Below are 23,956 nucleotides of genomic sequence, written 5' to 3'. Positions count from 1 at the left end.
ACCAACCTCAAGAAGAGCTCTCATCAAGGACCGCACCAAGACAGCACCAGACCCAGAAGGGCTTCGCCAAGCTCATGAGCGTGATCATGAAGGCAAACCCGTCGTATACGACCAGTTCAGCTTCACGATCACGCACATGATCACGGGCGCAGCGCACCCAGCGGATCGGCCAGCCTCTTGGATGAAGGGCACCTTCATACAAAGCTCCTCGAGTGAGGGGACCCTCTGCCCTTCGCGAGAGTGTGGGGTTCTGGTCGCGACACGCCGGCGTGTCGCGACCAGAACCCCACAGTTTGATGGGACATGGTGGATGGGCCGGCCTATTGGATGAAGGTGCCCTTCATCCAACGCGACAGGGTGGCTTGGGTCGAGGTGGCTGGTGTGGCGAGGTGTGGCTGGGTCGGGGGCACCCCGGTCCCATAGGTTCGGACCAGGGTGCCCCCGACCCAAACCGGGCCAGGCGAGCGGGCCGCTACGTCGAGGTGCGTAGGCGCGATGACGCCGCCGAGCGGACGACCCGAGCCAAGATTCACGCGACGCTCGAGGCATGAATCAGCCGCTTCGTTCCCGCACCTTCCTCGGCACCTCGTGGCCGGCCTGGCTCCTCGTGACCCTGATCGCGCTCGGGCTGCCGCGCACCGTCCTCTCCGACCTGGGCGTGATCGAGCCGGAGGGCTCGTTGGTCTACTACGTGCTCGCGCTGGCCCCGTTCGCCTTCTGGTTCGCGGTCGCGATCTTCCGCAGGACGCCCACCCCGATCAGGGATCACCTGGTCGCCGGAGGCCTGTATGGGCTCTCGCTCATCGCGGTGCACGAGCTGCTCTGGGCGTTCGGCTCCTCGCTCGGCCACCACCCGCCGCAGGCGGGCCTTGACCTGGCCGAACGGTTCGAGTCGCCGCTGCGCGAGCTGGTGCTGCACGGCTACACGTCCGGCATCGCGCTGGCGATCGGGCTCGGCGTCGGCGTCGTGGCAGCCGCCGTCGCCACGGGAGCCAACAAGATCCGAAGGTAGGGTCCGGAGCATGGCGAGGGTGACGTTGTACTCCAAGCCGGGCTGCCACCTCTGCGACGACGCCCGCACGGTGATCGAGACGGTCTGCGGAGACCTCGGCGAAGAGTGGGCCGAGGTCGACATCGAGCAGGACCAGGCGCTGTACGACAAGTTCTGGGAGCAGATCCCGGTCACGTACGTCGACGACAAGCAGCACGACTTCTGGCGGGTCGACGAGCAACGCCTCCGCGCCGCCCTCGCCTGACGGCGCCGGACCAGCGCGGAACCGTGTCCTTGCTGGCCAGGGCGACCTAAAACGCTTCAATTTGTTCGCACGTTCACAAAGTCCTAGTCTTGGGCGTACCAGCCCGAGCCGCTCCGGCTGGAAACCCCAGGAGAATTGTGAGCTCGTCGCGTCCCCGCAGGTCCGCCGACATCGACCCGCGCCCCAGCCGAGGGATCCCCGAGGCGACGGTGGCACGGCTACCTGTCTACCTGCGCGCGCTCACCGGGCTGGCCGAACGAGGCACGACCACCGCCTCCAGCGAGGAGCTGGCGAGGGCCGCCGGCGTCAACTCCGCGAAGCTCCGCAAGGACCTCTCCTACCTGGGCTCGTACGGCACCAGAGGTGTCGGTTACGACATCGAGTACCTCCGGTACCAGATCGCGCGAGAGATCGGCCTCACCCAGGACTGGCCGGTCGTCATCGTCGGCATCGGAAACCTGGGCCACGCGCTCGCCAACTACTCCGGCTTCGCGACCAAGGGCTTCGGCATCGTCGCCCTCCTCGACGCCGACCCGCAGCGCGTCGGCGAGCGGATCGGTGACCACACGATCCGCCCGTACAGCGACCTGGAGCAGGTCGTCCGCGAGAGCGGCGTCGCGATCGGCGTGATCTCGACGCCGGCGTCCGCGGCGCAGGAGGTCTGCGATCGGCTGGTCGAGGCCGGCATCACCAGCGTGTTGAACTTCGCGCCAGTCGTGCTGTCCGTCCCGGAGGGCGTCGACGTACGCAAGGTCGACCTGTCCACCGAGCTGCAGATCCTGGCCTACCACGAACAACGCAAGGCGCTTTCCCAGAACGGACACGTTCCGGGGATCGAAGGCCTGCCCGTGGAAGGAGTGAGCTAGCCACCATGAGTGTGCTCGTTGTCGGTGTCTCCCACCGCAGCGCGCCGATCGAGCTGCTGGAACGGGTCGCCGCACCTCGCGACGGTTTCGACAAGCTGCTCGCCGACGCCGCCGCGTCGACCCATGTGGGCGAGGCCGCGCTGCTCGCCTCGTGCAACCGGGTCGAGGTGTACGCCGAGGTCAGCCGTTTCCACGGCGGTGTCGAGGAGCTCTCCGAGTTGCTCGCCAGCCACTCCGGCGTGCCGCTGACCGAGCTCACCCCGCACCTGTACGTCCGGTACGAGGACGGCGCGGTCAGCCACCTGCTGTCGGTCGTCTGCGGGCTCGACTCGCTCGTGGTCGGCGAGAGCCAGATCCTCGGCCAGGTCAAGAAGTCGCTGCGCCAGGCCCAGGACGCCGAGACGATCGGCCCGGAGCTGAACGGGTTGTTCCAGCACGCCCTGCGCGTCGGCAAGCGGGCGCAGACCGAGACCGAGCTGGGCCGCGCGGGCGCGTCCATCGTGGGGGCCGCGCTCGACTACGCCTCGCGCCAGCTGGGCGGGTTGGTCGAACGTACGGTGCTCGTCGTCGGCGCCGGCTCCATGGCCGCGCTCGCCGCCTCGACCGCCTTCCGCGCGCACCAGGCGAACGTGGTCGTCGCCAACCGCACGCCCGAGCACGCCGTACGCCTCGCTGGCAACGTCGGCGGTCGTGCGGTCCCGATGTCCGACCTCCCGGCCGCCGCGGCCGGCGCCGACGTGCTGGTCTCCTGCACCGGTGCCGTCGGCACGGTGATCGAGGCCGACCTGATCCGCGCCGCCGCCACCGGTCGCCCGGCAGACCAGCCGCTCGTCGTGCTCGACCTGGCGATGCCGCGCGACGTCGACGAGGCCGTCGGCACGCTCCCCGGCGTCGCCCTGCTCGACCTCGCCAGGCTGGCCGAGGCGCTCGCGGACGAGGGCCGCACCGACGACATCGAGGCCGTTCGCGCGATCGTCGCCGAAGAGGCGGCAGCGTACGCCGCGTCCCGCAGGGCCGCGACCGCCGCGCCGACCGTCACCGCGCTGCGCACGATGGCGGCGAGCGTCGTCGAGGCCGAGCTGCAGCGCCTCGCCGTCCGCGTTCCCGACCTGCCGCCCGGCGAGCGGGCCGAGGTGGAGAAGACCGTACGCCGCGTCGTCGACAAGCTCCTGCACGTCCCGACGACGAGGGTGAAGGAGCTTGCCGAGCAGCCGGTCGGCACGTCGTACACCGACGCGCTGCGCGAGCTGTTCGCGCTCGACCCGAACGCGGTCGACGCGCTCACCGACCCCCAGATCCCGGAAACACAGTCGGTGCAGCCGAACGAGGGGGAGACCTCGTGACCGCGATCCGGATCGGGACCAGGCGCAGCGCGCTCGCCCTCGCGCAGAGCCAGCTGATCGTCGACGCGCTCGCACGCCTCGGCATCGAGGCCGAGCTCGTCGAGGTGACCACCGAGGGCGACCGCAACCAGACCTCGCCGCTCACCCAGATCGGTGGCACGGGAGTGTTCGTGAGCGCGCTGCGCGACGCGCTGCTCGCCGAGGAGATCGACCTCGCCGTGCACTCCCTGAAAGACCTTCCCAGCAAGGGGATCGAGCCCATCGCGCTCGCTGCCGTACCAGGCCGCGAGGACCCGCGCGACGTGTTGGTCGCGCGCGACGGGCTCACGTTGGAGTCGCTGCCCGCGGGGGCGCGGATCGGTACGGGTTCGCCCCGCCGGGCCGCACAGCTGCGGCTGCTCGCCAAGGAGTCGACCCACTTCGAGGTCGCCGACATCCGCGGCAACGTCGACACCCGCGTCCGGAAGGTCCGCGAGGGCGCGTACGACGCGGTCGTGCTCGCTCGCGCGGGCTTGGCGCGGCTCGGCCGCCTCGACGAGGTGACCGAGACGTTCGACCCGGCGGCCTTCGTGCCGGCGCCGGGGCAGGGCGCGCTGGCGATCGAGTGCCGCACGGGGGACGAGCGCATGCTCGCCGCCGTCGCGCCGCTGGAGGATCGGGAGACGCGCGCCGCGGTCACCGCGGAACGCGCGCTGCTCGCCGAATTGGAGGCGGGTTGTGCCGCCCCCGTGGGAGCATTCGCGCAAGTGCTCCCGGGGCCGGATAATGCACAGCTCTCCTTGCATGCAATAGCCGTCGCACCAGACGGCTCCGCAAGTGTCCGTATGTCCATGTCAGGGTCGTTCGGTGAGGCTCATGAGCTCGGCCGCAAGGTCGCGGCCAAGCTGCTCGCCGACGGTGCTGGCCGGTTGATCGAGGAACGCGTCACGTGACCGCCAAGAACAAGAGCAACAAGAAGCCCGTGGGCTCGGTGGCCTTCGTGGGCGCCGGCCCGGGCGATCCTGCCCTCGTCACCGTCCGCGCCCAGGAGCTGCTCGCCCGCGCCGACGTCGTCGCCGGTGATCTCGCGCTGCACGAAGGCGTGCTGCATGCGTACGTACGCGCCGACGCGATGCGCCTGGAGCTGACCGAGGAGACGGCGACGCCGGCCGAGGTCGTCCGGGTGCTCGCCAAGCACGCCAAGGACGGCGACCACGTGGTCCGGCTCTACCCGGGCGACCCGTTCGTCGAGGGCCACGCCGCCGAGCACGTCGCCGCGATCGTGCGGCACCACGTGCCGTTCGAGGTGGCGCCAGGGCTGTCGGCCGCGACCGCCGTGCCGTCGTACTCCGGTACGCCGCTCACCTCGACGAAGGTGCGCGAGGTGCGGATCGCCGACCTGACCGGCGGCGACCCCGACTGGGACACGCTCGCCGCGGGGACCGCGACGCTCGTGCTCACCGGCGTGGTCGACCCGATCAAGGACGTCGTCGACCTGCTGGTGAAGGCCGGCCGGGACGGCTCGACGCCCGCGTCGGCGACCGTCGCGGGCACCTCGACACAGCAGAAGACCGTCGCGGGGACGCTCGACACGATCGCCGCGGACCTCAAGGCCGCACGGCTGGTGGGTCCGTACGTGCTCATCGTCGGCGCGAACGTGGCTCTGCGCGACAAGCTGTCGTGGTTCGAGACCAAGCCGCTGTTCGGCTGGCGCGTGCTCGTGCCCCGTACCAAGGAGCAGGCCGGCCTGCTGTCGGACCTGCTGCGGCAGTACGGCGCGGTGCCCGAAGAAGTGCCGACGATCTCCGTCGAGCCGCCGCGCAACCCGCAGCAGCTCGACCGCGCGATCACCGGGCTGGTGACCGGCCGCTACCAGTGGGTGGCGTTCACGTCGGTGAACGCGGTGCGCGCGGTGCGGGAGAAGTTCGAGGAGTACGGGCTCGACGCGCGCGCCTTCGCCGGCTTGAAGATCGCGGCCGTGGGTGACAAGACCGCCGAGGCGATCCAGGCGTGGGGCATCAAGCCCGACCTGGTGCCGTCGGAGGACCACTCCGCGCGCGGGCTGGTCGACGAGTGGCCGCCGTACGACCGGGTCCTCGACCCGATCAACCGGGTGTTCCTGCCGCGCGCCGACATCGCGACCGAGACGCTGGTCGCGGGGTTGGTCGAGCTGGGCTGGGAGGTCGACGACGTGACCGCGTACCGGACCGTCCGCGCAGCCCCGCCGCCGGCTCCGGTGCGGGAGGCGATCAAGACCGGCAAGTTCGACGCGGTGGCGTTCACCTCGAGCTCGACCGTGCGCAACCTCGTCGGGATCGCGGGCAAGCCGCACACGACGACGGTGATCGCGGCGATCGGCGAGCAGACGGCGAAGACGGCCGACGAGCACGGGCTGCGGGTCGACGTCCAGCCTTCTGCGCCCTCGATCGAGACGCTGGCCGAGTCGCTGGCCGAGTTCGGCGCGGCGCGACGGCTGGCGCAGCTCGAGGCGGGCGAGCCGGTGACCCGGCCGTCGGAGCGGCGTTCGGCCGCTCGGCGGCGGAAGTAGGCTCTCAAGACATGGGGTTCCCCGAGATCCGGCCGCGCCGGCTGCGTACGACACCCGCGATGCGGCGCCTCGTCGCCGAGACCAGGCTGGCGCCGTCGGACCTGATCCTGCCGATGTTCGTCCGCGAGGGCGCGTCGGAGGTAGTCCCGATCGCCTCGATGCCGGGCGTCGTGCAGCACACGATGGAGACGTTGCGGAAGGCGTCGGTCGAGGCTGTCGAGGCCGGCGTCGGCGGGCTGATGATCTACGGGATCCCCACGTCGAAGGACGCCACCGGCTCCGGGGGCATCGATCCCGACGGGATCCTCAACCGCGCGATCCGCGAGGTCGTGTCGGAGGTCGGGCACGACACGGTCGTCATGGCCGACCTCTGCCTGGACGAGTTCACCTCGCACGGGCACTGCGGGGTGCTGGCCGCTGACGGTTCGGTCGACAACGACGCGACGCTCGCTCTGTACGCGGAGATGGCGCTGGCGCAGGCTTCCGCTGGGGTGCACGTGGTGGCGCCGAGCGGGATGATGGACGGCCAGGTCGGCTTCGTCCGGTCGGCTCTGGATGCCGCCGGCCGTACGGACGTTTCGCTGCTGGCGTACTCGGCGAAGTATGCGTCGGCGTTCTTCGGCCCGTTCCGCGAGGCGGTCGAGTCGTCGCTGACGGGGGACCGCAAGGCGTACCAGCAGGACCCGGCGAACGGCCGTGAGGCGATCCGCGAGGTGCTGCTGGACGTCGAAGAGGGCGCCGACATGGTCATGGTCAAGCCGGCGCTGGGCTACCTCGACGTGATCGCCCGCGTCAGCGACGTCGTCGACGTCCCGGTCGCCGCGTACAACGTCTCCGGCGAGCACGCGATGATCGAGGCCGCGGCCGCGAACGGCTGGATCGACCGCGAGCGCGCGATCCACGAAGCCCTGACCTCGATCAAGCGCGCCGGCGCCGACATCGTGCTGACGTACTGGGCCACCGAACTGGCCCAGACGCTCCGCTAGGCCGCGTCCCTTCCCCCGCCCGCCCGGGGGCCAATGATCATTTTTACATGATCATTGGCCACTTTACGTGGGGTGGACGCCAGGTAGAGGGGCCACTGGCCGGGTAAGGCGACCAACGACGCTCCCCTGAAATCCCGAGGCTAGGGCTTGCAGGCGGCGATCTTCGGCTCGTACTCCTCGGCGACGAGCAGGTCGCCGCTGTTGAGCAGCGACTGTTCCACGTCGAAGCCCGACTTCCACTTCTCCCAGAGTTCTCGGGCGCGCTTGGTGAGCACGTGGTCCAGCGAGCCGGGGAAGTCCTTCAGGATGTTGGCGGACACGTTCGCCCCGATGCCGGCCGAGAAGCTGATGTTCACGACGGCGGAGTCGCACATCGCCACCCCGAGTCCACCGCTGTGCGTCATGCCCCAGGAGACCACCATCTTCCCGTAGATCCCGCTGATGAACTGCGGCAGCCCGACGCCGACGATCACCTTGAACTCGAAGGCGAAGACCACGCCCAGCGGTCCGACCGCGACGTTGTGCACCTCGTCGAGCAGCTTGCCCAGCGTCGAGGCCTTCGGTGCCGATCCGGTGCCGATGGGCCCGGAGATCGGGTGCGTGATCTGGCCCGTCACCACCGACTTCTTCGACGTGATCCCGAACGTGACGATCGCCTTGGCCTTGATGACCGCCGACACCGGGACCCCACCCGCGAACGCCGGGCCGAACGGGGCGTCGATCGGGATCTCGAGCCGGCCCTTGCTCTGTTCCAGGCCGCCGAACTCCCAGCCGCCGGAGATGGCCTCCAGGCCGGACAGGGAGTACGACGACGACTTCGACACCTGCCCGTTCGAGATCGGCATGTTGACCTGGACGTGCGGGTTGCTCCACTTGAGCTTGACCGTGATGCCTCCGCGTACGGTCTCGCCGCCCAGCTTGCCGCTCCGCAGGAGCTGAAGGGACACCTCGTTCGGGTTGTCCTTCTTGAGCTGGGCTTCCCAGTTGCCGAGGGTGACCTTGGCACTCGAGGTGTTCGGCGCCCGGAGCGGGAGGCCGCCCTGCACCATGGCAGCCGGGCGGAGCGCCGGCAGCGTGATCCGTTCCGGCAGCTGCCGGCTCCGCGGCGACGTGGGCGTCGGACTCGCGGTCGCGCTCTTGCTCAGATCGGTGAACGCTCCCGGCGCTTCCGGGCTGGCGTCGAACGTCATCGCGTTCAGGTCGAGCGGGCTGTCGACCTTGATGACGCCGTCCTTGACGATCTCGTTGACGAGGACCGGGGCCAGGTCGACCTGGACGTCGCCACCGTTCTTGCGCACGTCCATCACCCGGCCGACCGCGCGTTGGCTCGCGAACATGATCTTTCCGGGTTCGAGGTCGCTGACTCCCCGGGCGCCGGCGTCGAGGGTCCAGACCAGACCGTTGGGCGCGACCGACCTGATCGCCTCGGGGCCGTTGTCGATGAAGACGACGTCCGGCTGGTACGTGGTCTTCGGGTCCTTGACCGCCGGCAGGCCGTACCTCGCGACGGCCTCGGACTGGGTGGTCGGATTGCCGGGCTGGTTCGGCTGGTTCGGCTGGTCGGTGGTCGTCGGTTGGTTCCCACCGCCGCACGCGGTGAGGACGACGAGCGCCGCGCAGGTGGTGAGTGCGGCGACGACCCGAAGTCGCGATGTGCCCATGGTGAGCTTCCCCCTGTGGATGGTCGGACGAGTCCAGTCCCGACCCTCCCAACTCGGGGCATACCGGCGAATCCGGAAACTCCCTCGCTATCAACCACCGAGCACGAGCCGATCGCCGAGCAGGGCGCCCCCGGATCGGGCTTCGTCACCGCGTCGGTCATCGACCCGTTCGGCAACGTGCTCGGCCTGTTCTACAACCCGCGCTACCTCGAGCTGTTCGCCGCCCGGACCAACGCGTGACCGTCCGCCCTTAGCGCCTCCGGGCCAGGTCGTACGTCGCGGCGCCGATCAGCTCTAGCGACACCTGCAGCCGCTCCTTGCTCACGTTGCCGGCGACCGTGTCCTCCGGCGTGTGGTAGACCGGCTCGAGGTTGGCCGGCCCGCCCTCGCCGCGCCAGCTGAAGTTGGCGGCGGCGACTCCTCGTTCGTGGAACGGGACGTGGTCGCTCGACCCGCGCACCACCGGGCCGTCCACCTGGTCGACGTACCCCAGCCGCTCGGCCGCCCCGGCCACCGCGCTCGTGGTCGCGTTGTGCAGGCCGTCGAGGGAGAGCAGCCAGTACGTGTTCGCCGGCGGGTGGCTCGTCGCGACCATGTCGTTCTGGAACAAGCCCGTGATCCGCCCGGTCTCGGCGTCGGTCAGCCCGTTCACGTAGAACCGCGAGCCGATCAGCCCGTACTCCTCCGACCCCCACCAGGCGAACCGCAACCCCTGCTGCACGGGCAGCCGCCGCAGCACGCGCGCCAGCTCCATCGTCAGCACGGTCCCGCTGCCGTCGTCGTTCGCGCCCGGCGACCCCGGCACGCTGTCGTAGTGCGCGGACACCATCACGACCTTCTTGTCCGGGTGCGCGATGGTCGGGCGGCGTTCGGCGAACACGTTGTACGACGTGAGCCCCGCGTGGTGCACCGTGGTCGCCACCACGTCGACCGCCCCACGGGCGAGCCGCGCCCGGAGCCACTCGCCGTGCGCCTGGCCGAGGCCGAGGATCGGCACCGGGTACGTCGTCGGGAAGCGCGGCGAGAACGCGCCGGCCTTGAACGGTGGCGCGGTCTGCACGCCGACCAGCAGCACGCCCCGGGCACCGCGGGACACCGCGAGTGCGACGCGTTGGGAGCTGTCCGGGTCGGGACCGCCGGCGACGCCGCGGTCGATCAGCACGAGCTGGCCGGCGACGTTCTCCGGGTAGTCGGTCGCGCCGCCCTGCTTGCCCTCGACGACCGGGCCGGCCACGCTGACGTTCAGCGCGCCGTTCGGCGACGAGCCGGTGTGCCAGGCGTCGCGCCCGACCTTCAGCGAGCCCATGAACTTGTCGTCGACGGCGAACGGCTGCAGCGTCACGTCGTACTGCAGGCGGCGCATCTCGTGCGCGATGAACTGGGCGGCGCGGTGCTCGGCAGGCGTGCCGCTGATCCGCGCGCCGATCACGTTCGACAGGTAGTGCAGGTCGCGCAGGGCACGCTTGGCGTTGACCTTCCCGACGACCGCGCGGTCGCCGAGGCTGAGATTGGGTGCGGCGGCCGCGCCCGGGCGGCGCCGCGTGCTGGCGGCGGCCGTTCCCGGGAGGAACGCGACGGTGGCGAAACTTGCGAACGCGGCGGCGCCGGCGAGCACGTCGCGTCGGGGAATGGTGGGCATGGTGCCTCCTCCGAGTATCCGTCGAACGTCGCACCGCCCAGCCAGGCGCGCAAGGGCACGCGGCGGGCACCTCGCGGTCGCGGTTGGCGCGCGGCTCGGCCAGGATGGCCTGCGTGCACACGGGGTTGAAGATCGCGGGCGTGGTCGTGGCGCCGTTCTTGCTGGTCGCGCTGGGTACGTCGCTGCTCCGCGCCTTCGGGGTGAGCGACGGGCCGGCGGCTGTCGCGGTCGGGCTGGCGCCGTTCGCCGCGCTGCTCTACGGCGTCCCGCTGCTGTGGTCGATCGTGGCCGCGGCCCTGTCGCGGCGCGCGGGGCCGCTCGTGATTGGCGGCGTCTCGGTCCTCGGCCTGGTGGCGCACGGGCTGTGGCTGATGCCGTTCTACGTCGAGGACGCGCCCCGGTACGGCGACAAGCTGACGGTGCTGACGCAGAACCTCGAGTACGGGCGGGCCGACGCCACCGCCCTGGTGCGGGAGATCACCCGCGCCAAGGTGGACGTGGTGGCGATCCAGGAGCTCACGCCCGACGCGGTGAAGGCTCTGCAGGCGGCGGGGATCCACAAGGTGCTGAAGTACTCGGCGCTGGCCGAGGAGACCGGCGCGAGCGGGGCAGGCGTCTGGAGCCGGTTCCCGTTGTCGCCCGGAGTGCAGGTGCCGGGGATGTCGTTCCGGAGCATCTCGACGACGATCACGTTGCCGGACGGGCCGTTGCGGTTCTACGCGGTGCATCCGTTCCCGCCGATCCCGATCGGAGACAACTCGCGCTGGCAGTCCGACCACGTGGCGCTGGCGAAGGCGCTGACGGTCGACCGGCGCAAGCGCGTCGTCGTGGCGGGCGACTTCAACGCGACGCCGGACCATCCCGCGATGCGTGCGCTGGACGAGCTGGGCTATCTCGACGCGGCCGATGTGGCGGGGGCCGGCGTGCAGCCGACGTGGCCGTTGGGGCGCTCGTACCCGCCGCTGTTCGCGATCGACCACGTGCTGGTGACCGCGTCGCTGGGGGTCTCGTCGGTGTCGCTGGTCACGGTGCCGGGGACCGATCACCGCGGCGTGCTGGCCTCGCTTGTCGGTGGTCGGGCGTAGCTTGCTGGGCATGACACTTCGGGAGCAGGTGCTGGCGAGGTACGTGGAGGTCAACGGTTCGCACCCGATGACCCCGGAGGACGACGCGTACGTCTCGACGTACTTCTCGACGGTCGAGTCGGTGGTTTCGGGTCGGTCGCTGACGGCCGACGACGTGCGGTCGTCGATGCTCGCAGGTCTGGTGCCGCTGCCGAGCTACCTGCGGTCGGACGGCACGGAGATGGTGCACGCGGACCTGCTGTCGTTGGGCGACACCGCGGGCGGGTTGTCGCTGTTGCCGGACTGGTTCCGTGCGCAGTTCGACGACGAGGCGGTCGGCAAGGAGGAGTGGTCGTCGTACCTGTCCGGCCAGTACGTGTGCCTGTGGACGGTCTCGCCGCGCACGATCCAGCGCAAGGACGTGCTGACCGAGCGCATCTCGGCTCTGCTGGCCTCGCCCCAGGCGGAGTCGGCCGCTTGGCTGGCGTCCCTGCACGAGGCGGTCGACGAGCTGGACGAGCTCGAGCCCCCGTTCACCGCGTACGACAGGCTGCGCTTCGGCGGCCCGGTCTCGCGAGACACCATGATCACCGCCGTCCGCCGCGACTACCCCAGGCCTGTGGACAGCTGAAACCGCGTCTTTGCTGAACTGGCTAGCGTTTCCCGCTCACCGTGACTGTCCGATCACCTAGGGGTGGGAATGTGGAAACGTCTACGCTTGGTCCATGGAGATCCGATGAGCACCGCGCCGTTCAGCGGGCAGCTGATGAACCTCGAGGAGTTCTTCGCGCTCGGCGAAGAGTTCCCGTATCGGAACGCTGAGCTGCAAGAAGGCCGGCTCATCTTGAACTCCGCGGTCCCTCTTCATCAACGCGCGATCTTCGGCCTCATGCGCCAGTTGGCCGACCAGCTTCCCGAAGGTTGGGAGGTGCTCTCCCAATCAGATGTCATCCTGGAACGTGAGTTCCCGCCCACAGTCCGGCAGCCGGATGTCCTCGTGACGACGACCGCGACAGTGGATTCGATCAAGAAGCTCGAGGCCCAACACGTCCGCCTCGCCGTGGAAGTCCTGTCGCCCGGCACGAAGCGGGTCGACCGGGTGCTCAAGCCGGTCGAGTACGCCGAGGCGGGGATCCCGCACTACTGGGTGATCGACCTCGATCCACCGCTCAGCCTGGCCGCGTACCACCTGGCGCCCGCGTTCGAGGCCTACCAGGAGGCGCCCGCGGTAACGGGGGAGTTCCTCACGCGGGAGCCGTTCCCACTCCGCCTCGACCTCGACCGGCTAGCTCGGCGCTAGCGATGGCGAGCCCGGTCCCGTTGGCGCGGCACCTGCTCCGCGTCCGCGACCTGATCGACCGGGACTACGCGGAGCAGCTGGATCTCCCCGCGCTCGCCAGATCCGCACACGTCTCCCGCGCGTACTTCGCCAGGTCGTTCAAGGCCACGTTCGGCGAGACCCCGCACCAGTACCTGATGAGCCGCCGGATGGAACGGGCCAAGGCGCTGCTGCGCAAGAACGAGCTCACCGTCACCGACGTCTGCCTGGCCGTCGGGTTCACCAGCCTCGGCTCCTTCAGCACCCAGTTCCGAAGGTTCGTCGGCGACAGCCCCACCGCCTACCGGGACCGCGACGGCCACGACGACCTGGCCAGGCTCCCGGGCTGCTTCGTCAAGCGCTTCACCCGCCCGGTGGGTTGAGCACTTTTCGAGAAGCCACCCCGACCGACCTCTCCCTAGGCTCGAGAAACACCAACGAGCCAAGGAGAAACCACCATGGAAACCGTCACCTCCAAAGACGGCACCACGATCGCGTACGACAAGCTCGGCGCCGGTCCGAGCCTGATCCTCGTCAGCGGCGGCAGCTGCGACCGCATGGTCGACGCCGGGCTGGCGAACGGGCTCGCCGAGGTCGCGACCGTCTACAACTACGACCGCAGGGGCCGCGGCGACAGCACCGACACCCTGCCGTACGCCGTCGAACGGGAGATCGAGGATCTCCAAGCCCTGCTCGACGTCACCGGCCGGGCTGCCGTCCTCGGCCTGTCCTCCGGCGCCGCCCTCACGGCCCACGCCGCGGCGGCGGGCCTCGACTTCAGCCACGTCGTTCTCTGGGAGGCGCCCTACCTGAACGACGAGGGCCTGCTCGCCCGCGCCAAGAAGTACCGCGCGGACCTCGCCGCTGCCCTCGCGCAGGACGACCGCGACGGAGCCGTCGCGCTGTTCATGCGCCAGGTCGGCCTCCCCGACGAGATGATCGCCGGCATGAAGCACTCGCCGTACTGGGAGATCGGCAGGCGCCTCGCCCTCACGCTCGCGTACGACGCCGCCTGCCTCGGGGACGACCGGATCCCCGCGGAGACGTTCGCGAAGATCCGCGCGAAGACGCTCGTGCTCGACGGCGACCAGAGCCCGGCGTTCATGCGCGAGGCCGCCGCGGCCCTCGCCGGCGCGATCCCGAACGCGAAGGCCGCCACGCTCGCCGGCCAGGACCACGACGTCCAAGCCGCCGTGCTGAACCCAGTCCTCAGCGAGTTCCTGGCAAGCTGATGTGCCAAGGCCTGCCGACGTCCCAGCTCCTGAGGAGACAGCCGATGATCACCGGATTCGCCCTGGTGTGCTTGAACGTTCTCGACCTCGACGAGGCGAAGACCTTCTACGTCGACACCCTGGGCTTCAAGGAGGGCATCGACATGGAGCGCGATGGCTTCCGCTGGCTCACCGTCTACCCGCCCCAGCAGGACCTGCCGATGATGCTCGTCGTCCCCGACGCACCGGTCGTGGACGGCGAGACGGCCGAGCAGTTGCGCGGCCTGATCGCCAAGGGCTACCTGGGTCTCGGCTCGATGGCGACCGACGACTGCTGGGCGACGTTCCACGAGCTCAAGGCCAAGGGCGTCGAGTTCATCGAGGAGCCCGAGGACCGCTTCTACGGCATCGACGCCGCCTTCCGCGACCCGTCCGGCAACCACTGGCGACTCACCCAGCCGAAGAACCTCGACGCGATCAGGTCCAGCTGAGGGGGAGCGGTAAACGGCGTGCCGTTCGATCAGGTCGCGGGTACGCTCCCCGGCATGACCCATCGATTATGAGCCACCCCTGATCCCGTCCGGCGGATCGGTCGCCGGTTCGTCGCGTTCTCCGGGCTCGACGACGCGATCGTGCTGTACCCCGTGTACGCGCTGCTGTTCGCCGACACCGGCCTGTCGACCAGCGAGATCTCGTCGCTGTTCGTGATCTGGTCCGCGGGCGCCCTGCTGCTCGAAGTGCCGCTGGGCGCGCTGGCCGACCGGGTGTCTCGTCGCAAGCTGCTCGCGGTGGCGGCGGTCGTCCGTGCTGTGGGCTTCGGCCTGTGGGTGTTCTTCCCGTCGTACTGGGCGTTCGCGCTCGGCTTCGTCCTGTGGTCCGTCAAGGGCGCGTTGACGTCGGGAACGCTCGAGGCACTCGTCTACGACGAGCTGGCCGCTGTCGGTCAGACGTCCTTCTACACAAGGCTGCTCGGCCGTTCGTCCGCCGCGGAGAACGTCGGCAGCATCGTGGCAGCGGCCGCCGCGATCCCGCTGATGGCGTCGGGCAGCTACCTCCTCGTCGGCCTTGTGTCGATGGCGGTCTGCCTGCTGCAGATCCCGGTGGTGCTGAGCTTCCCCGAGACGCCCCGGGTGGAGGAGGTCGGCGAGGAGGGCGGGATCCGGGGCTACCTGTCGACGCTGAGGTCGGGCGTGGGCGAGGCGGTGCACTCGCCCGTGCTGCGCCGGCTCGTCCTGATCGCGGGAGTGGTGCCGGGCCTGCTGGCGTTCGACGAGTACTTCCCGCTGCTGGGGCGCGAGTACGGGATCGCGACCGCGGACATCGTGTGGCTGAACCTCGTACCGACCCTCGCCATGATCGCGGCCGCCCTCATCGTGGCCCGCTGGCAACCAGTACTGATCCCCGTCCTGCTGACCACAGCGCTGATAGTCGGCGGAGCATTGTGGGGCTCGGTCCCGGGAGTGGTGGCAGTAGGTCTCGGCATCGGCACGTACCACCTGGTCCAGCTGGTCCTCGAGTCCCAAGTCCAGCACGCGATCCAAGGAAGAGCCCGAGCAACAGTAACCGGCGTCGTAGGTTTGCTGGCCGAGCTCAGCGCCATAGCAGTCTTCGCCTGGTTCGCCTTAGGAGCCAACTGGCTCACCACAGCCCTCCTCTTCCTCGTCAACGGAGTAGCCATCCTGCCCTTGGGCATCTACGCGACCAAGGTGATGCGAGCAACGAGGCGAACCGACGGACAGTCGGGCTAAGAGGTCGTGCGCGTAAAAGCGCACGACCCGCCGAACTCTGTTCGGCAAATTAACACCGCCGCAGCGCCGGGTCGGGGGGGAGGTAACCAGGCGCTGCGGCGGCGGTGCGGCTCGGCGCGCCCGGGGGGGTGAGGGCGCCGAGCCAGCTCGGGGTGCCGTGTAGGCACAGATCTTTCTACACGGGTGCCAGCAACAGGGGAAGCGGGATGGGCAATGGTGGCAACGGAAGTGGCAGTTCGAGCCCACCGTCGTCGTCATCGGAGGTCGGCGAAGGCGACGGAGCCGGCTTGGTCGGACCCGGCTTCGGCGGCTCCGGGCGGGGATCGTTCGGCGAAGGCTTCGGATCCTTCGAGGGAACGGGTCCCGGTACCGGCGAAGAGGGGTCAGGCTTCGGCCCGCCCGTCGGCGCGGGATCCGGCCCAGGCGCAGGGCCACCCGTCGGAACGGGGTCCGGCCCAGGCGCGTCCGGTCCGGGAGGCGCCTGCGAGTCACCCGAAGGCGCGGGGTCCGGCGCACCCGGATCCGGCGATCCCGGCGTCTTCGGCGGCGGAGGTAACTGCCGCCCGTCGGCGACCTGCTGCCACTCGCCCGCCTCGTACGCCGTCTTCACCGCGACCACCAGGTCCGCGTACTCGGGCGAGGAGTTGTACCGGCCCAGCGCCGTCTTCAATCCAGACGAGGTCGCCAGATCGTCAGAGCCCGAGCACAGATACACGGCCCCGGCGAGCGTCGCGTCGTCCACATCCTGCGGATCGAGCTTGCTGTCGCGGTCGGCGTCGATCCCGATCGACCGCCACGTCTCCGGCAGGAACTGCATCGGTCCCACGCCGCGGTCGAACGAGCCGTCCTGGTCGAAAGCGCCCTCGTCGGTGTCGGCCACGTGCGGCAGCCCCGGCCCGCCGTCGAGCGACGGCCCGACGATCGCGGGTACGGCCTTGCCCTGGCGGGTCAAGGTGGACTCGTCCACGCGCCCGTGGTTCGACTCGACCCGGCCGATCGCGGCCATCAACGTCCAGGGCAGATGGCAGGGCTCGTCGCCCTCGACCATCGCGGCCTGGGCGAGCGCGTACGCCCGCAACGCCGACGCGGGAATCCCCGTCGATTTGAGCGTGCCGACGACGTCCGCGGCGGTCGCCGTTCCGACGCCGAGCCCGAGCTCACCGGACCGACCGGGCGCGTGCGCCGGGTCGATGTACGGGTTGTCCGGAACCGGCGGAACGACCGGCGGCTGGGTCTTCGCGACCGGCTTGCGGTCGGCACCCGTGTCCGTAGGCGACGTTGGGCCCTGCATGGCGTTGATCGCCCACGCGCCCACGAGAAGAGTCAACGGAAGGGCAACGAGCGACGGCAAGAATGCGCGCGCCCGCAGCTGCTTGTGACGGCCACGGCCCCGTGGCATGCGGCGGTCCTCCCCAAAGTCCCGGTCCAAAAACGCACCCAGGAGCTGCCCTCAGTAGATCCCGGCATACAACGACCCGGCTACACGTGGGTTACGCATCACACGCAACCCGGGCAACTCCTGTTTCAGGGGGCTCGGTGACAATGGCCCGGTGACCAAGCCCCACCCTGCGTCTTCCATCCCTGCGGCGACGAACGTTACTCCAGAGTCGCCTTCCAGGACACCCGCTTCGGCCTCTTTGTTCGATCGCGCCCGGCTTGTCACGCCAGGAGGGGTTAATTCACCTGTGCGGGCATTTCGCGCGGTAGGCGGAACGCCACGGTTCGTGACGAAAGCGTACGGTCCGTACCTCGTGGACGCCGACGGCACCGAGTACGTCGACCTGATCGGCTCCTGGGGCCCGGCCATTCTCGGACACGCGCACCCCGAGGTCATCGCGGCCGTGACCCAAGCGGTCGCGAACGGGACGTCGTACGGCACCCCGACCGTGCCCGAGGTCGAGCTCGCCGAGGAGATCGTCGCGCGGACCCCGATCGACCAGGTGCGCTTCGTCTCGTCCGGAACCGAGGCCACGATGTCCGCGATCCGCCTCGCCCGCGGCGTCACCGGCCGCGGCAAGGTGGTGAAGTTCGCCGGCTGCTACCACGGCCACGTCGACGCGCTCCTCGCCCAGGCGGGATCGGGCGTCGCGACGTTCGGCCTGCCCGACTCCCCGGGCGTCACCGGCGCGCAGGCCCAGGACACGATCGTCGTGCCGTACAACGACCGGGCGGCCGTGACCGCGGCGTTCGAGCAGTACGGCGCGGAGATCGCCTGCCTCATCACCGAAGCGGCGCCGGGCAACATGGGAGCGGTCCCACCCGAGGCCGGCTTCAACGCGTTCCTCCGCGACACCTGCCACGCCGCCGGCGCGCTGTTCGTCTCCGACGAGGTGATGACCGGCTTCCGCGTCAGCCGGCGGGGTTGGTACGGCATCGACGGCGTCGAGGCCGACCTGTTCACCTACGGCAAGGTGATGGGCGGCGGCTTCCCCGCGGCGGCGTTCGGCGGCAAGGCCGAGTACATGGCGCAGCTCGCGCCGGCCGGCCCCGTCTACCAAGCCGGGACGTTGTCGGGCAACCCGATCGCGACCACCGCGGGCCTCACCACGCTGCGGCTCGCCACCGAGGACGTCTACCCCGTGCTCGACCAGACCGCGCACGAGGTCGCCCGCATCGTCGGCGAGGCGCTGACGAAGGAGGGTGTGCCGCATCTCGCACAGTTCGCGGGGAACCTGTTCAGCGTCTTCTTCGTAGACCCGACCGTGGTGCCCGTCGTACGGAACTTCGAAGACGCCCGGTCGCAGGAGCTGCATCGCTTCAAGGCGTTCTTCCACGCGATGCTCGACGGTGGGGTCCACCTGCCGCCCAGCGCGTACGAAGCCTGGTTCGTCAGCACCGCCCATGACGACGCCGCGTTGGAACGGATCGCCGCCGCGGTCCCCGACGCGGCCCGAGCGGCCGCGGCCGCGCAACCGGAGGCCACCTCGTGACCACGACCATCGTCCACCTGCTCCGGCACGGCGAGGTGCACAACCCGACGAAGGTCCTCTACGGCCGGCTGCCGAACTACCACCTGTCCGAGCTCGGACTGAAGATGGCCGAACGCGTCGCCGAGACCGTCGCCCACCGCGACATCGTGCGCGTCGTCGCCTCGCCGCTCGAGCGCGCGCAGGAGACGGCCGAGCCGATCGCCACCGCGCTGGGCAAGGACATCGGCACCGACCCGCGGGTGATCGAGGCGGCGAACGTCTTCGAGGGCCAGACGTTCGGTGTCGGCGACGGCTCGCTGAAGAAGCCGCAGTCGTGGTGGCACCTGCGCAACCCGTTCCGCCCGTCCTGGGGCGAGGCGTACCGCGAGATCGTCGTCCGCATGCTCGCGGCGATGGCCGACGCGCGCCGCGACGCCGAAGGCCACGAGGCACTGCTCGTCTCCCACCAGCTGCCGATCTGGACCGTGCGGTCGTACGTCGAGGGCAGGCACCTCTGGCACGACCCGCGCAAGCGCCAGTGCTCGCTCGCGAGCCTGACCAGTTTCACCTACGAGGACGAGCGGATCGCCTCGGTGACGTACTCCGAGCCGGCGGCCGACCTGCTGCCCGTCCGCGTCACGAAGAAGTTCGTCGCGGGGGCGTGATGTCCGTCCGCAAGCTGATCGTCGCCGCCGCGCTCGCCGCGGCGCTGGTCGGCTGCAGCACCCCAGGAGCGGGAACCGGTGCCGACTCCGACGTCCGCTACGTCTCGGGCAACGGCACCGTGACCACGATGAAGCCGGCCGAACGCAAGGCGGTCGCCAACCTGCAGGGCGAAGACCTCGACGGCAAGCAGGTCTCGCTCGCCGACTACAAGGGCAAGGTCGTCGTGCTGAACGTGTGGGGCTCGTGGTGTCCGCCCTGCCGCAAGGAGGCGCCCGACCTCACTGAGGCGTCGAAAGCCCTTGCCAGCAAGGGTGTTCAGTTCATCGGTATCAACACCCGCGACAACGACAAGGGCCCGGCGAACGCGTTCGTCCGCACGTTCAAGGTCCCCTACCCGAGCGTGTACGACCCCGACGGCGACCAGCTGCTCGCGTTCCGCGACACGCTGCCGCCGAGCAGGATCCCTTCCACGCTCGTGATCGACGCCGAGGGCAGGGCGGCGGCCCGTGTGCTCGGACCAGTGACGAAGACGACGCTGGAACAGATCGTGCTGGACGTCGTGGCGAAGTAAATGAACAACCTCGCGTCGATCGGTGACAGCTTCGCCGAGCTGGCCTTGTCGGGCTCGCTCGCGTTGGCGATCCCGGTCGCGCTCGCGGCGGGCCTGGTGTCGTTCCTCTCGCCGTGCGTGCTCCCGCTCGTGCCAGGCTACTTGTCCTACGTCACAGGGCTTTCCGGCGCCGATCTGGAGTCGGCGAAGAAGGGCCGCATGGTCACCGGCGCCCTGCTGTTCGTCGCCGGCTTCGCGCTGGTCTTCGTGTCGGCAGGCGCTCTGTTCGGCGCGCTCGGCGCGTTCCTCGGCGAGTACGACGACGTGATCATCCGCGTGCTCGGCGTCGTCACGATCGTGCTCGGGCTCGCGTTCGTCGGGCTCGTCCCGTTCCTGCAACGCGACTTCCGCATCCACAACGTGCCCGCCGTCGGTCTCGGCGCCGCGCCCCTGCTGGGCGTGCTGTTCGGCCTCGGTTGGACGCCGTGCATCGGGCCGACGCTCGGCGTCGTGGCGACGCTCGCGGCGAACGAGGGGACGGCTGGCCGCGGCGCGCTGCTGATGGTGGCGTACGCGTTCGGGCTCGGCATCCCGTTCATCCTGGTGGCGATCGGATTCCGCAAGCTGGTCGGCACGCTGAAGTGGGTGCGCCGGCACCAGCAGTGGGTGACGCGCGCCGGTGGTGTGCTGCTGATCGCGGTCGGCGTGCTGCTCGTCACCGGCGCGTGGGACGACGTCGTGGGGCCGCTGCGGCAGCTCGTGAGCGGCTTCGAGACAGTGGTGTGACCATGCAGACTCCGCCCCTGGACACCGTGCCGGCGCAGGAAGCGCCGGACAAGCCGTCGGCTCCGCCACTCAAGCCGGTCGAGTTCGCCCGCTGGATGTGGCGGCAGCTGACCTCGATGCGGACGGCGTTGCTGCTGCTGTTCGCGCTCGCGGTCGCGTCGGTGCCGGGGTCGATTCTCCCGCAGCGACAGGTGAACCCGGTCTCGGTCGTCGAGTTCCGCCGGGACAACCCCGGCCTCGGGTCGTTCTACAACGCGCTCGGACTGTTCGACGTCTTCGGTGCGCCGTGGTTCGCGGCGATCTACCTCGCGCTGCTGGTCTCGTTGATCGGCTGCATTGTCCCGCGTACGTTCCAGCACGTCCGCGCGCTCCGGGCTCGCCCGCCGGCGGCGCCGCGGCACCTGGACCGGATGCCGGAGCACCGCTCGTTCGACTCCTCCACCGAGTCCGCCGCGGTGCTCGCGTCCGCGGGCGAGGCGTTGAAGGCGGGGCGGTTCCGGGTCGTCGACGACGGCTCGTCGCTGGCGGCCGAGCGCGGCTACCTGCGCGAGGTCGGCAACCTGGTCTTCCACCTCGCGGTCGTGGTCGTCTTGCTCGGCGCCGCGATCGGCACGCTGTTCGGCTTCAAGGGCACGGCGTTGGTCGTCGTGGGGAACGGTTTCTCCAACACCGTCACGCAGTACGACGGCTATCAGGGCGGCCGGCTGTTCGACGAGCAGAGCCTCGCGCCGTTCTCGCTGAAGGTCGAGAAGTTCACCGTACGGTTCGAGACGCAGGGCGAGCAGCGCGGCGCCGCGCGCGAGTTCGACGCGCAGCTGTCGTACGTTCCGACGCCCGGCGACAAGCCGCGGGAGTACCACCTGCGGCTCAACCACCCGCTCGAGATCGACGGCTCGCGGGTGCACCTGATCGGGCACGGGTACGCGCCGCGCTTCACGGTGCGCGACGGGAACGGCGACGTCGCGTTCACCGGGCCGACCCCGTTCCTCCCGCAGGACGGCAACTTCAGCTCGACCGGCGTGGTGAAGGTGCCGGACGCGCGGCCCGAACAGCTAGGCCTGCAAGGGATTTTCGCGCCGACAGCGGTGCTCGACCCGCAGCGTGGGCCGATCTCGGCGTTCCCGGACGCGGTCGCGCCGGCGGTGTTCCTCACCGCGTACCACGGCGATCTGGGCCTGGACAACGGCATCCCGCAGTCGGTGTACCGGCTGGACACGTCGAAGCTCACCCAGTTCCGGGTGTCGAACGGTGAGCCGGTGCGGTATCAGATGGTGCCGGGCGAGACCGTCACGTTGCCGTCGGGTGCGGGCACGGTGACGTTCGAGGGCTACTCGCGCTGGGTCAACCTGCAGATCAGCCGCGACCCGGGGACGCCCGTGGTGCTCGTGGGGGCGGTGCTGGCGCTGAGCGGCTTGCTACTATCCCTTGTAGTACGTCGCCGCCGGGCCTGGGTGCGGGTATCCGAGGTCGACGGGCGTACGGTCGTCGAGGTTGCGGGCCTGGACCGCACCGAGGGCGGGGAGCTCGGCGCGGAGATCGACAAGCTCACGGCAACGATGCAGGCTCGGGTTGGATCGGCTGAGGAGGAGCGGTGACCGCCACGTTCGCGGTGCTGTCCAACAACTTCATGTACTCCGCCTCGGCGGTGTTCGCGCTGGCGATGCTGGCGTACGCGGCGGAGTGGGCGTTGACGCGGGAGCGGAAGACGTCGGCGGCCGCTGTCGCCGTCCGTACGGCGGTGCCGGTCGGCGCCGGCGCGCCGGTCCCGGACTCCTCTCCTGCTGTCGAGGCTCCCGCGGACGACCGCGGCGACCGGTTCGGGCGGATCGGGGTCGCGCTGTCGATCCTCGCGACCTTGCTGCTGGGTGCGGCCGTGCTGTGCCGCGGGCTGGCGGCCGAGCGGGTGCCGTGGAGCAACCTGTACGAGTTCACCACGACCGGCGCGTTCGTGATCGCCGTCGTGTACCTCGCGTTCCTGCCCCGGCTGCGGATTCGCTGGCTGGGGCTGCCGATCACCGCGTTCATCCTGCTGGTGGTCATGGTCGCGCTGATCCTGCTGTACACGCCGGTGTCCGGGCTGATCCCGGCGCTGCGCTCGTACTGGCTGATCATCCACGTGTCGGCGGCGGCGCTCGCGACCGGCGTATTCTCGGTCGGGGCGTTCGCCTCGGTCTTGCAGCTGGTGAAGGCCCGCGGCGAACGTCGCGCCGTCTCGTCGGGCGCGCCGTTGGGCGGGATCCTGTCCCGATTGCCTTCGGCCGAGGCGATCGACCGGGTGGCGTACCGGCTGCACGCGTTCGCGTTCCCGGTCTGGACGTTCGCGCTGATCTGCGGCGCGATCTGGGCGGAGCGGGCGTGGGGCCGGTTCTGGGGCTGGGACCCCAAGGAGACGTGGATGTTCATCACGTGGGTCGTCTTCGCCGCGTACCTGCACGCGCGCTCGACTGCCGGCTGGCGGAACAAGGTCTCCTGGATCTCCCTGGCCGGCTACGCCTGCCTGCTGTTCAACCTGATCGGCGTGAACATCCTGTTCTCCGGCCTGCACTCCTACTCCGGCATCTGACGCTGCACACGCATGCGCTGATGTTCTCCGGGACGACGCTGACCAAGCGGTACGTCTCCTGGTCTCGGGGCGAGCATCTGCGGGAGTGGGCCGTGCTCCGGCACCTGGCTCTTCATTCGCCGGGGCTGGCGCCGTTGCCGTTGTCGGCGTCGCTCGAGACGGTGCCGCCTGAGGTCGTGATGGCGGTCATCCCGGGCTCGCCGGTCCCGCCGTCCCAGCTCGACGCTTTGGCTTCGGCTCTCACGCGGCTCTGGGCAGTGCCGATCGCCGGGCTGCCGGCGGTGTGTGCCTGGGTGGACGACCTGCGCTTCGGGCGGATGCTGGTCGACGGCCCGCGCCCCTCGTGCGGGGTGACCGCTTCCGCGTACGACGCCGCCGTCGAGTGGTGGACCGGGCCGGACCCGGCACTGCTGCGGACGCGGCCGGACGCGCTCGTCCTCGGTCATCGCGACCCGAACCTCGCCAACTACCTGTGGGACGGCAGCCGGGTGCGGATCGTCGACTTCGAGGACGCCACGATCTCCGATCCGGCCACCGAGCTGGCGATCTTCGCCGAGCATCTCGCCACGCGCGAGGTGCCGCTGGAGGAGTTCGCCGCGCGCTTCGACGTGGACTCTTCGCGCTACCTGGCCGCCCGCCGGCTGTGGGCCATGTTCTGGCTGCGGCTGCTGCTGCCGGGCGGTCCGGCCGAGCCCCGCAACCCACCGGGCACCGCGGATCGCCAGGCCGAACGGGTGTTGACCCTGCTCCAGCGCCTGTGACGAACGTGGCTGGAGGCGACGCAGCGGCGGGCGAATGATCATGTTTACATGATCATTTGCCACTCTACGTGGGATGCGCGCCACGTAAAGCACCCATTCGCC

At 70.1% G+C, this 23,956-nt stretch carries 25 protein-coding genes; 22 read left to right on the top strand and 3 right to left on the bottom strand.

Annotated elements, in window-relative coordinates; translation table 11 throughout:
• Window positions 1-547 precede the first annotated feature (547 nt).
• The 7 genes from JOD67_RS39015 to hemB all read left to right on the top strand — a co-directional run bounded on the left by JOD67_RS39015 (window position 548) and on the right by hemB (window position 6,978).
• On the top strand, window positions 548-1,012 hold the full coding sequence (locus tag JOD67_RS39015; protein ID WP_205122680.1) for a hypothetical protein: 465 nt from the start codon (window positions 548-550) through the stop codon (window positions 1,010-1,012).
• A 10-nt stretch (window positions 1,013-1,022) separates the two neighbouring features.
• Window positions 1,023-1,256, top strand: coding sequence for a glutaredoxin family protein (locus tag JOD67_RS39010; protein WP_205122679.1), 234 nt, complete (start codon window positions 1,023-1,025; stop codon window positions 1,254-1,256).
• A gap of 137 nt (window positions 1,257-1,393) precedes the next feature.
• Window positions 1,394-2,122 (top strand): redox-sensing transcriptional repressor Rex, encoded by a 729-nt coding sequence (locus tag JOD67_RS39005; RefSeq protein ID WP_205122678.1) that lies wholly within the window; start codon window positions 1,394-1,396, stop codon window positions 2,120-2,122.
• Window positions 2,123-2,127: 5 nt separating this feature from the next.
• Window positions 2,128-3,465: a glutamyl-tRNA reductase gene (locus tag JOD67_RS39000; RefSeq protein ID WP_205122677.1), complete on the top strand. Its 1,338-nt coding sequence runs from the start codon at window positions 2,128-2,130 to the stop codon at window positions 3,463-3,465.
• Complete coding sequence (gene hemC / locus JOD67_RS38995) at window positions 3,462-4,397, top strand: hydroxymethylbilane synthase (protein ID WP_205122676.1); 936 nt, start codon at window positions 3,462-3,464, stop codon at window positions 4,395-4,397. The genes JOD67_RS39000 and hemC overlap by 4 nt, the downstream gene beginning before the upstream one ends.
• On the top strand, window positions 4,394-5,992 hold the full coding sequence (locus JOD67_RS38990; RefSeq protein WP_205122675.1) for a bifunctional uroporphyrinogen-III C-methyltransferase/uroporphyrinogen-III synthase: 1,599 nt from the start codon (window positions 4,394-4,396) through the stop codon (window positions 5,990-5,992). Before hemC ends, JOD67_RS38990 begins: the two co-directional genes overlap by 4 nt.
• Window positions 5,993-6,003: 11 nt before the next feature.
• Window positions 6,004-6,978, top strand: coding sequence for a porphobilinogen synthase (gene hemB, locus JOD67_RS38985; protein ID WP_205122674.1), 975 nt, complete (start codon window positions 6,004-6,006; stop codon window positions 6,976-6,978).
• A 140-nt stretch (window positions 6,979-7,118) separates the two neighbouring features.
• On the opposite strand, the gene JOD67_RS38980 is transcribed toward hemB, so the two are convergent.
• Window positions 7,119-8,639, bottom strand: a complete 1,521-nt coding sequence (locus tag JOD67_RS38980) for a hypothetical protein (RefSeq protein ID WP_205122673.1) — start codon at window positions 8,637-8,639, stop codon at window positions 7,119-7,121.
• Between the two features lie 15 nt (window positions 8,640-8,654).
• Here JOD67_RS38980 and JOD67_RS38975 point away from each other — a divergent pair, with 15 nt between their 5' ends.
• Complete coding sequence (locus JOD67_RS38975; protein ID WP_205122672.1) at window positions 8,655-8,879, top strand: hypothetical protein; 225 nt, start codon at window positions 8,655-8,657, stop codon at window positions 8,877-8,879.
• A 10-nt stretch (window positions 8,880-8,889) separates the two neighbouring features.
• Here the strand turns inward: JOD67_RS38975 and JOD67_RS38970 are convergent, their stop codons facing one another.
• Window positions 8,890-10,278: a M28 family peptidase gene (locus tag JOD67_RS38970; protein WP_205122671.1), complete on the bottom strand. Its 1,389-nt coding sequence runs from the start codon at window positions 10,276-10,278 to the stop codon at window positions 8,890-8,892.
• Window positions 10,279-10,391: 113 nt separating this feature from the next.
• Between JOD67_RS38970 and JOD67_RS38965 the strand changes: the two genes are divergently transcribed.
• The 7 genes from JOD67_RS38965 to JOD67_RS38935 all read left to right on the top strand — a co-directional run bounded on the left by JOD67_RS38965 (window position 10,392) and on the right by JOD67_RS38935 (window position 15,619).
• On the top strand, window positions 10,392-11,363 hold the full coding sequence (locus JOD67_RS38965; protein WP_205122670.1) for an endonuclease/exonuclease/phosphatase family protein: 972 nt from the start codon (window positions 10,392-10,394) through the stop codon (window positions 11,361-11,363).
• A 10-nt stretch (window positions 11,364-11,373) separates the two neighbouring features.
• Window positions 11,374-11,973 carry a DUF6058 family natural product biosynthesis protein gene (locus JOD67_RS38960; protein ID WP_205122669.1) on the top strand — a complete coding sequence of 200 codons (600 nt, stop codon included), beginning with the start codon at window positions 11,374-11,376 and terminating at the stop codon, window positions 11,971-11,973.
• A gap of 105 nt (window positions 11,974-12,078) precedes the next feature.
• A complete protein-coding gene (locus JOD67_RS38955; protein WP_205122668.1) occupies window positions 12,079-12,642 on the top strand; it encodes a Uma2 family endonuclease in 564 nt (187 codons plus the stop codon).
• A 2-nt stretch (window positions 12,643-12,644) separates the two neighbouring features.
• Complete coding sequence (locus JOD67_RS38950) at window positions 12,645-13,043, top strand: helix-turn-helix transcriptional regulator (RefSeq protein ID WP_205122667.1); 399 nt, start codon at window positions 12,645-12,647, stop codon at window positions 13,041-13,043.
• 75 nt (window positions 13,044-13,118) lie between these two features.
• Complete coding sequence (locus JOD67_RS38945) at window positions 13,119-13,892, top strand: alpha/beta fold hydrolase (protein ID WP_205122666.1); 774 nt, start codon at window positions 13,119-13,121, stop codon at window positions 13,890-13,892.
• 44 nt (window positions 13,893-13,936) lie between these two features.
• Complete coding sequence (locus tag JOD67_RS38940) at window positions 13,937-14,362, top strand: VOC family protein (protein ID WP_205122665.1); 426 nt, start codon at window positions 13,937-13,939, stop codon at window positions 14,360-14,362.
• A 96-nt stretch (window positions 14,363-14,458) separates the two neighbouring features.
• Window positions 14,459-15,619 carry an MFS transporter gene (locus JOD67_RS38935; protein WP_307782768.1) on the top strand — a complete coding sequence of 387 codons (1,161 nt, stop codon included), beginning with the start codon at window positions 14,459-14,461 and terminating at the stop codon, window positions 15,617-15,619.
• Between the two features lie 175 nt (window positions 15,620-15,794).
• On the opposite strand, the gene JOD67_RS38930 is transcribed toward JOD67_RS38935, so the two are convergent.
• Window positions 15,795-16,934: a lytic transglycosylase domain-containing protein gene (locus JOD67_RS38930; protein ID WP_205122663.1), complete on the bottom strand. Its 1,140-nt coding sequence runs from the start codon at window positions 16,932-16,934 to the stop codon at window positions 15,795-15,797.
• 262 nt (window positions 16,935-17,196) lie between these two features.
• On the opposite strand from JOD67_RS38930, the gene hemL reads away from it, so the two are divergent.
• The 7 genes from hemL to JOD67_RS38895 are packed head-to-tail and all read left to right on the top strand — an operon-like array spanning window position 17,197 to window position 23,854.
• Entirely contained in the window at window positions 17,197-18,549 is a 1,353-nt protein-coding gene (hemL, locus tag JOD67_RS38925) for a glutamate-1-semialdehyde 2,1-aminomutase (RefSeq protein WP_205123354.1), read from the top strand.
• Window positions 18,546-19,193, top strand: coding sequence for a histidine phosphatase family protein (locus JOD67_RS38920; protein ID WP_205122662.1), 648 nt, complete (start codon window positions 18,546-18,548; stop codon window positions 19,191-19,193). Before hemL ends, JOD67_RS38920 begins: the two co-directional genes overlap by 4 nt.
• Entirely contained in the window at window positions 19,193-19,765 is a 573-nt protein-coding gene (locus JOD67_RS38915; protein ID WP_205122661.1) for a TlpA family protein disulfide reductase, read from the top strand. The genes JOD67_RS38920 and JOD67_RS38915 overlap by 1 nt, the downstream gene beginning before the upstream one ends.
• Window positions 19,766-20,530 carry a cytochrome c biogenesis CcdA family protein gene (locus JOD67_RS38910; protein ID WP_205122660.1) on the top strand — a complete coding sequence of 255 codons (765 nt, stop codon included), beginning with the start codon at window positions 19,766-19,768 and terminating at the stop codon, window positions 20,528-20,530.
• Between the two features lie 2 nt (window positions 20,531-20,532).
• Window positions 20,533-22,125, top strand: coding sequence for a cytochrome c biogenesis protein ResB (gene resB / locus JOD67_RS38905; RefSeq protein WP_205122659.1), 1,593 nt, complete (start codon window positions 20,533-20,535; stop codon window positions 22,123-22,125).
• Window positions 22,122-23,093, top strand: a complete 972-nt coding sequence (gene ccsB / locus JOD67_RS38900) for a c-type cytochrome biogenesis protein CcsB (RefSeq protein WP_307782710.1) — start codon at window positions 22,122-22,124, stop codon at window positions 23,091-23,093. Before resB ends, ccsB begins: the two co-directional genes overlap by 4 nt.
• Window positions 23,094-23,113: 20 nt before the next feature.
• Complete coding sequence (locus JOD67_RS38895; RefSeq protein ID WP_205122658.1) at window positions 23,114-23,854, top strand: phosphotransferase; 741 nt, start codon at window positions 23,114-23,116, stop codon at window positions 23,852-23,854.
• Window positions 23,855-23,956: the final 102 nt, after the last annotated feature.

This window comes from Tenggerimyces flavus (genome assembly GCF_016907715.1).
GTDB lineage: Bacteria > Actinomycetota > Actinomycetes > Propionibacteriales > Actinopolymorphaceae > Tenggerimyces > Tenggerimyces flavus.
The sequence above is the reverse complement of the archived record's forward strand: the minus strand, read 5'-3'. Positions and strand labels throughout refer to the sequence as shown.

Coding starts and splice junctions, on each gene's coding strand:
- JOD67_RS38910 (WP_205122660.1), top strand. CDS start 19,766: ATGAACAACCTCGCGTCGATCGGTGACAGCTTCGCCGAGCTGGCCTTG.
- JOD67_RS38915 (WP_205122661.1), top strand. CDS start 19,193: ATGTCCGTCCGCAAGCTGATCGTCGCCGCCGCGCTCGCCGCGGCGCTG.
- resB (WP_205122659.1), top strand. CDS start 20,533: ATGCAGACTCCGCCCCTGGACACCGTGCCGGCGCAGGAAGCGCCGGAC.
- hemB (WP_205122674.1), top strand. CDS start 6,004: ATGGGGTTCCCCGAGATCCGGCCGCGCCGGCTGCGTACGACACCCGCG.
- JOD67_RS39015 (WP_205122680.1), top strand. CDS start 548: ATGAATCAGCCGCTTCGTTCCCGCACCTTCCTCGGCACCTCGTGGCCG.
- JOD67_RS38970 (WP_205122671.1), bottom strand. CDS start 10,278: ATGCCCACCATTCCCCGACGCGACGTGCTCGCCGGCGCCGCCGCGTTC.
- JOD67_RS38895 (WP_205122658.1), top strand. CDS start 23,114: ATGTTCTCCGGGACGACGCTGACCAAGCGGTACGTCTCCTGGTCTCGG.
- JOD67_RS38940 (WP_205122665.1), top strand. CDS start 13,937: ATGATCACCGGATTCGCCCTGGTGTGCTTGAACGTTCTCGACCTCGAC.
- JOD67_RS38955 (WP_205122668.1), top strand. CDS start 12,079: ATGAGCACCGCGCCGTTCAGCGGGCAGCTGATGAACCTCGAGGAGTTC.
- JOD67_RS39000 (WP_205122677.1), top strand. CDS start 2,128: ATGAGTGTGCTCGTTGTCGGTGTCTCCCACCGCAGCGCGCCGATCGAG.
- JOD67_RS38945 (WP_205122666.1), top strand. CDS start 13,119: ATGGAAACCGTCACCTCCAAAGACGGCACCACGATCGCGTACGACAAG.
- JOD67_RS38960 (WP_205122669.1), top strand. CDS start 11,374: ATGACACTTCGGGAGCAGGTGCTGGCGAGGTACGTGGAGGTCAACGGT.
- JOD67_RS39010 (WP_205122679.1), top strand. CDS start 1,023: ATGGCGAGGGTGACGTTGTACTCCAAGCCGGGCTGCCACCTCTGCGAC.
- JOD67_RS38980 (WP_205122673.1), bottom strand. CDS start 8,639: ATGGGCACATCGCGACTTCGGGTCGTCGCCGCACTCACCACCTGCGCG.
- JOD67_RS38950 (WP_205122667.1), top strand. CDS start 12,645: ATGGCGAGCCCGGTCCCGTTGGCGCGGCACCTGCTCCGCGTCCGCGAC.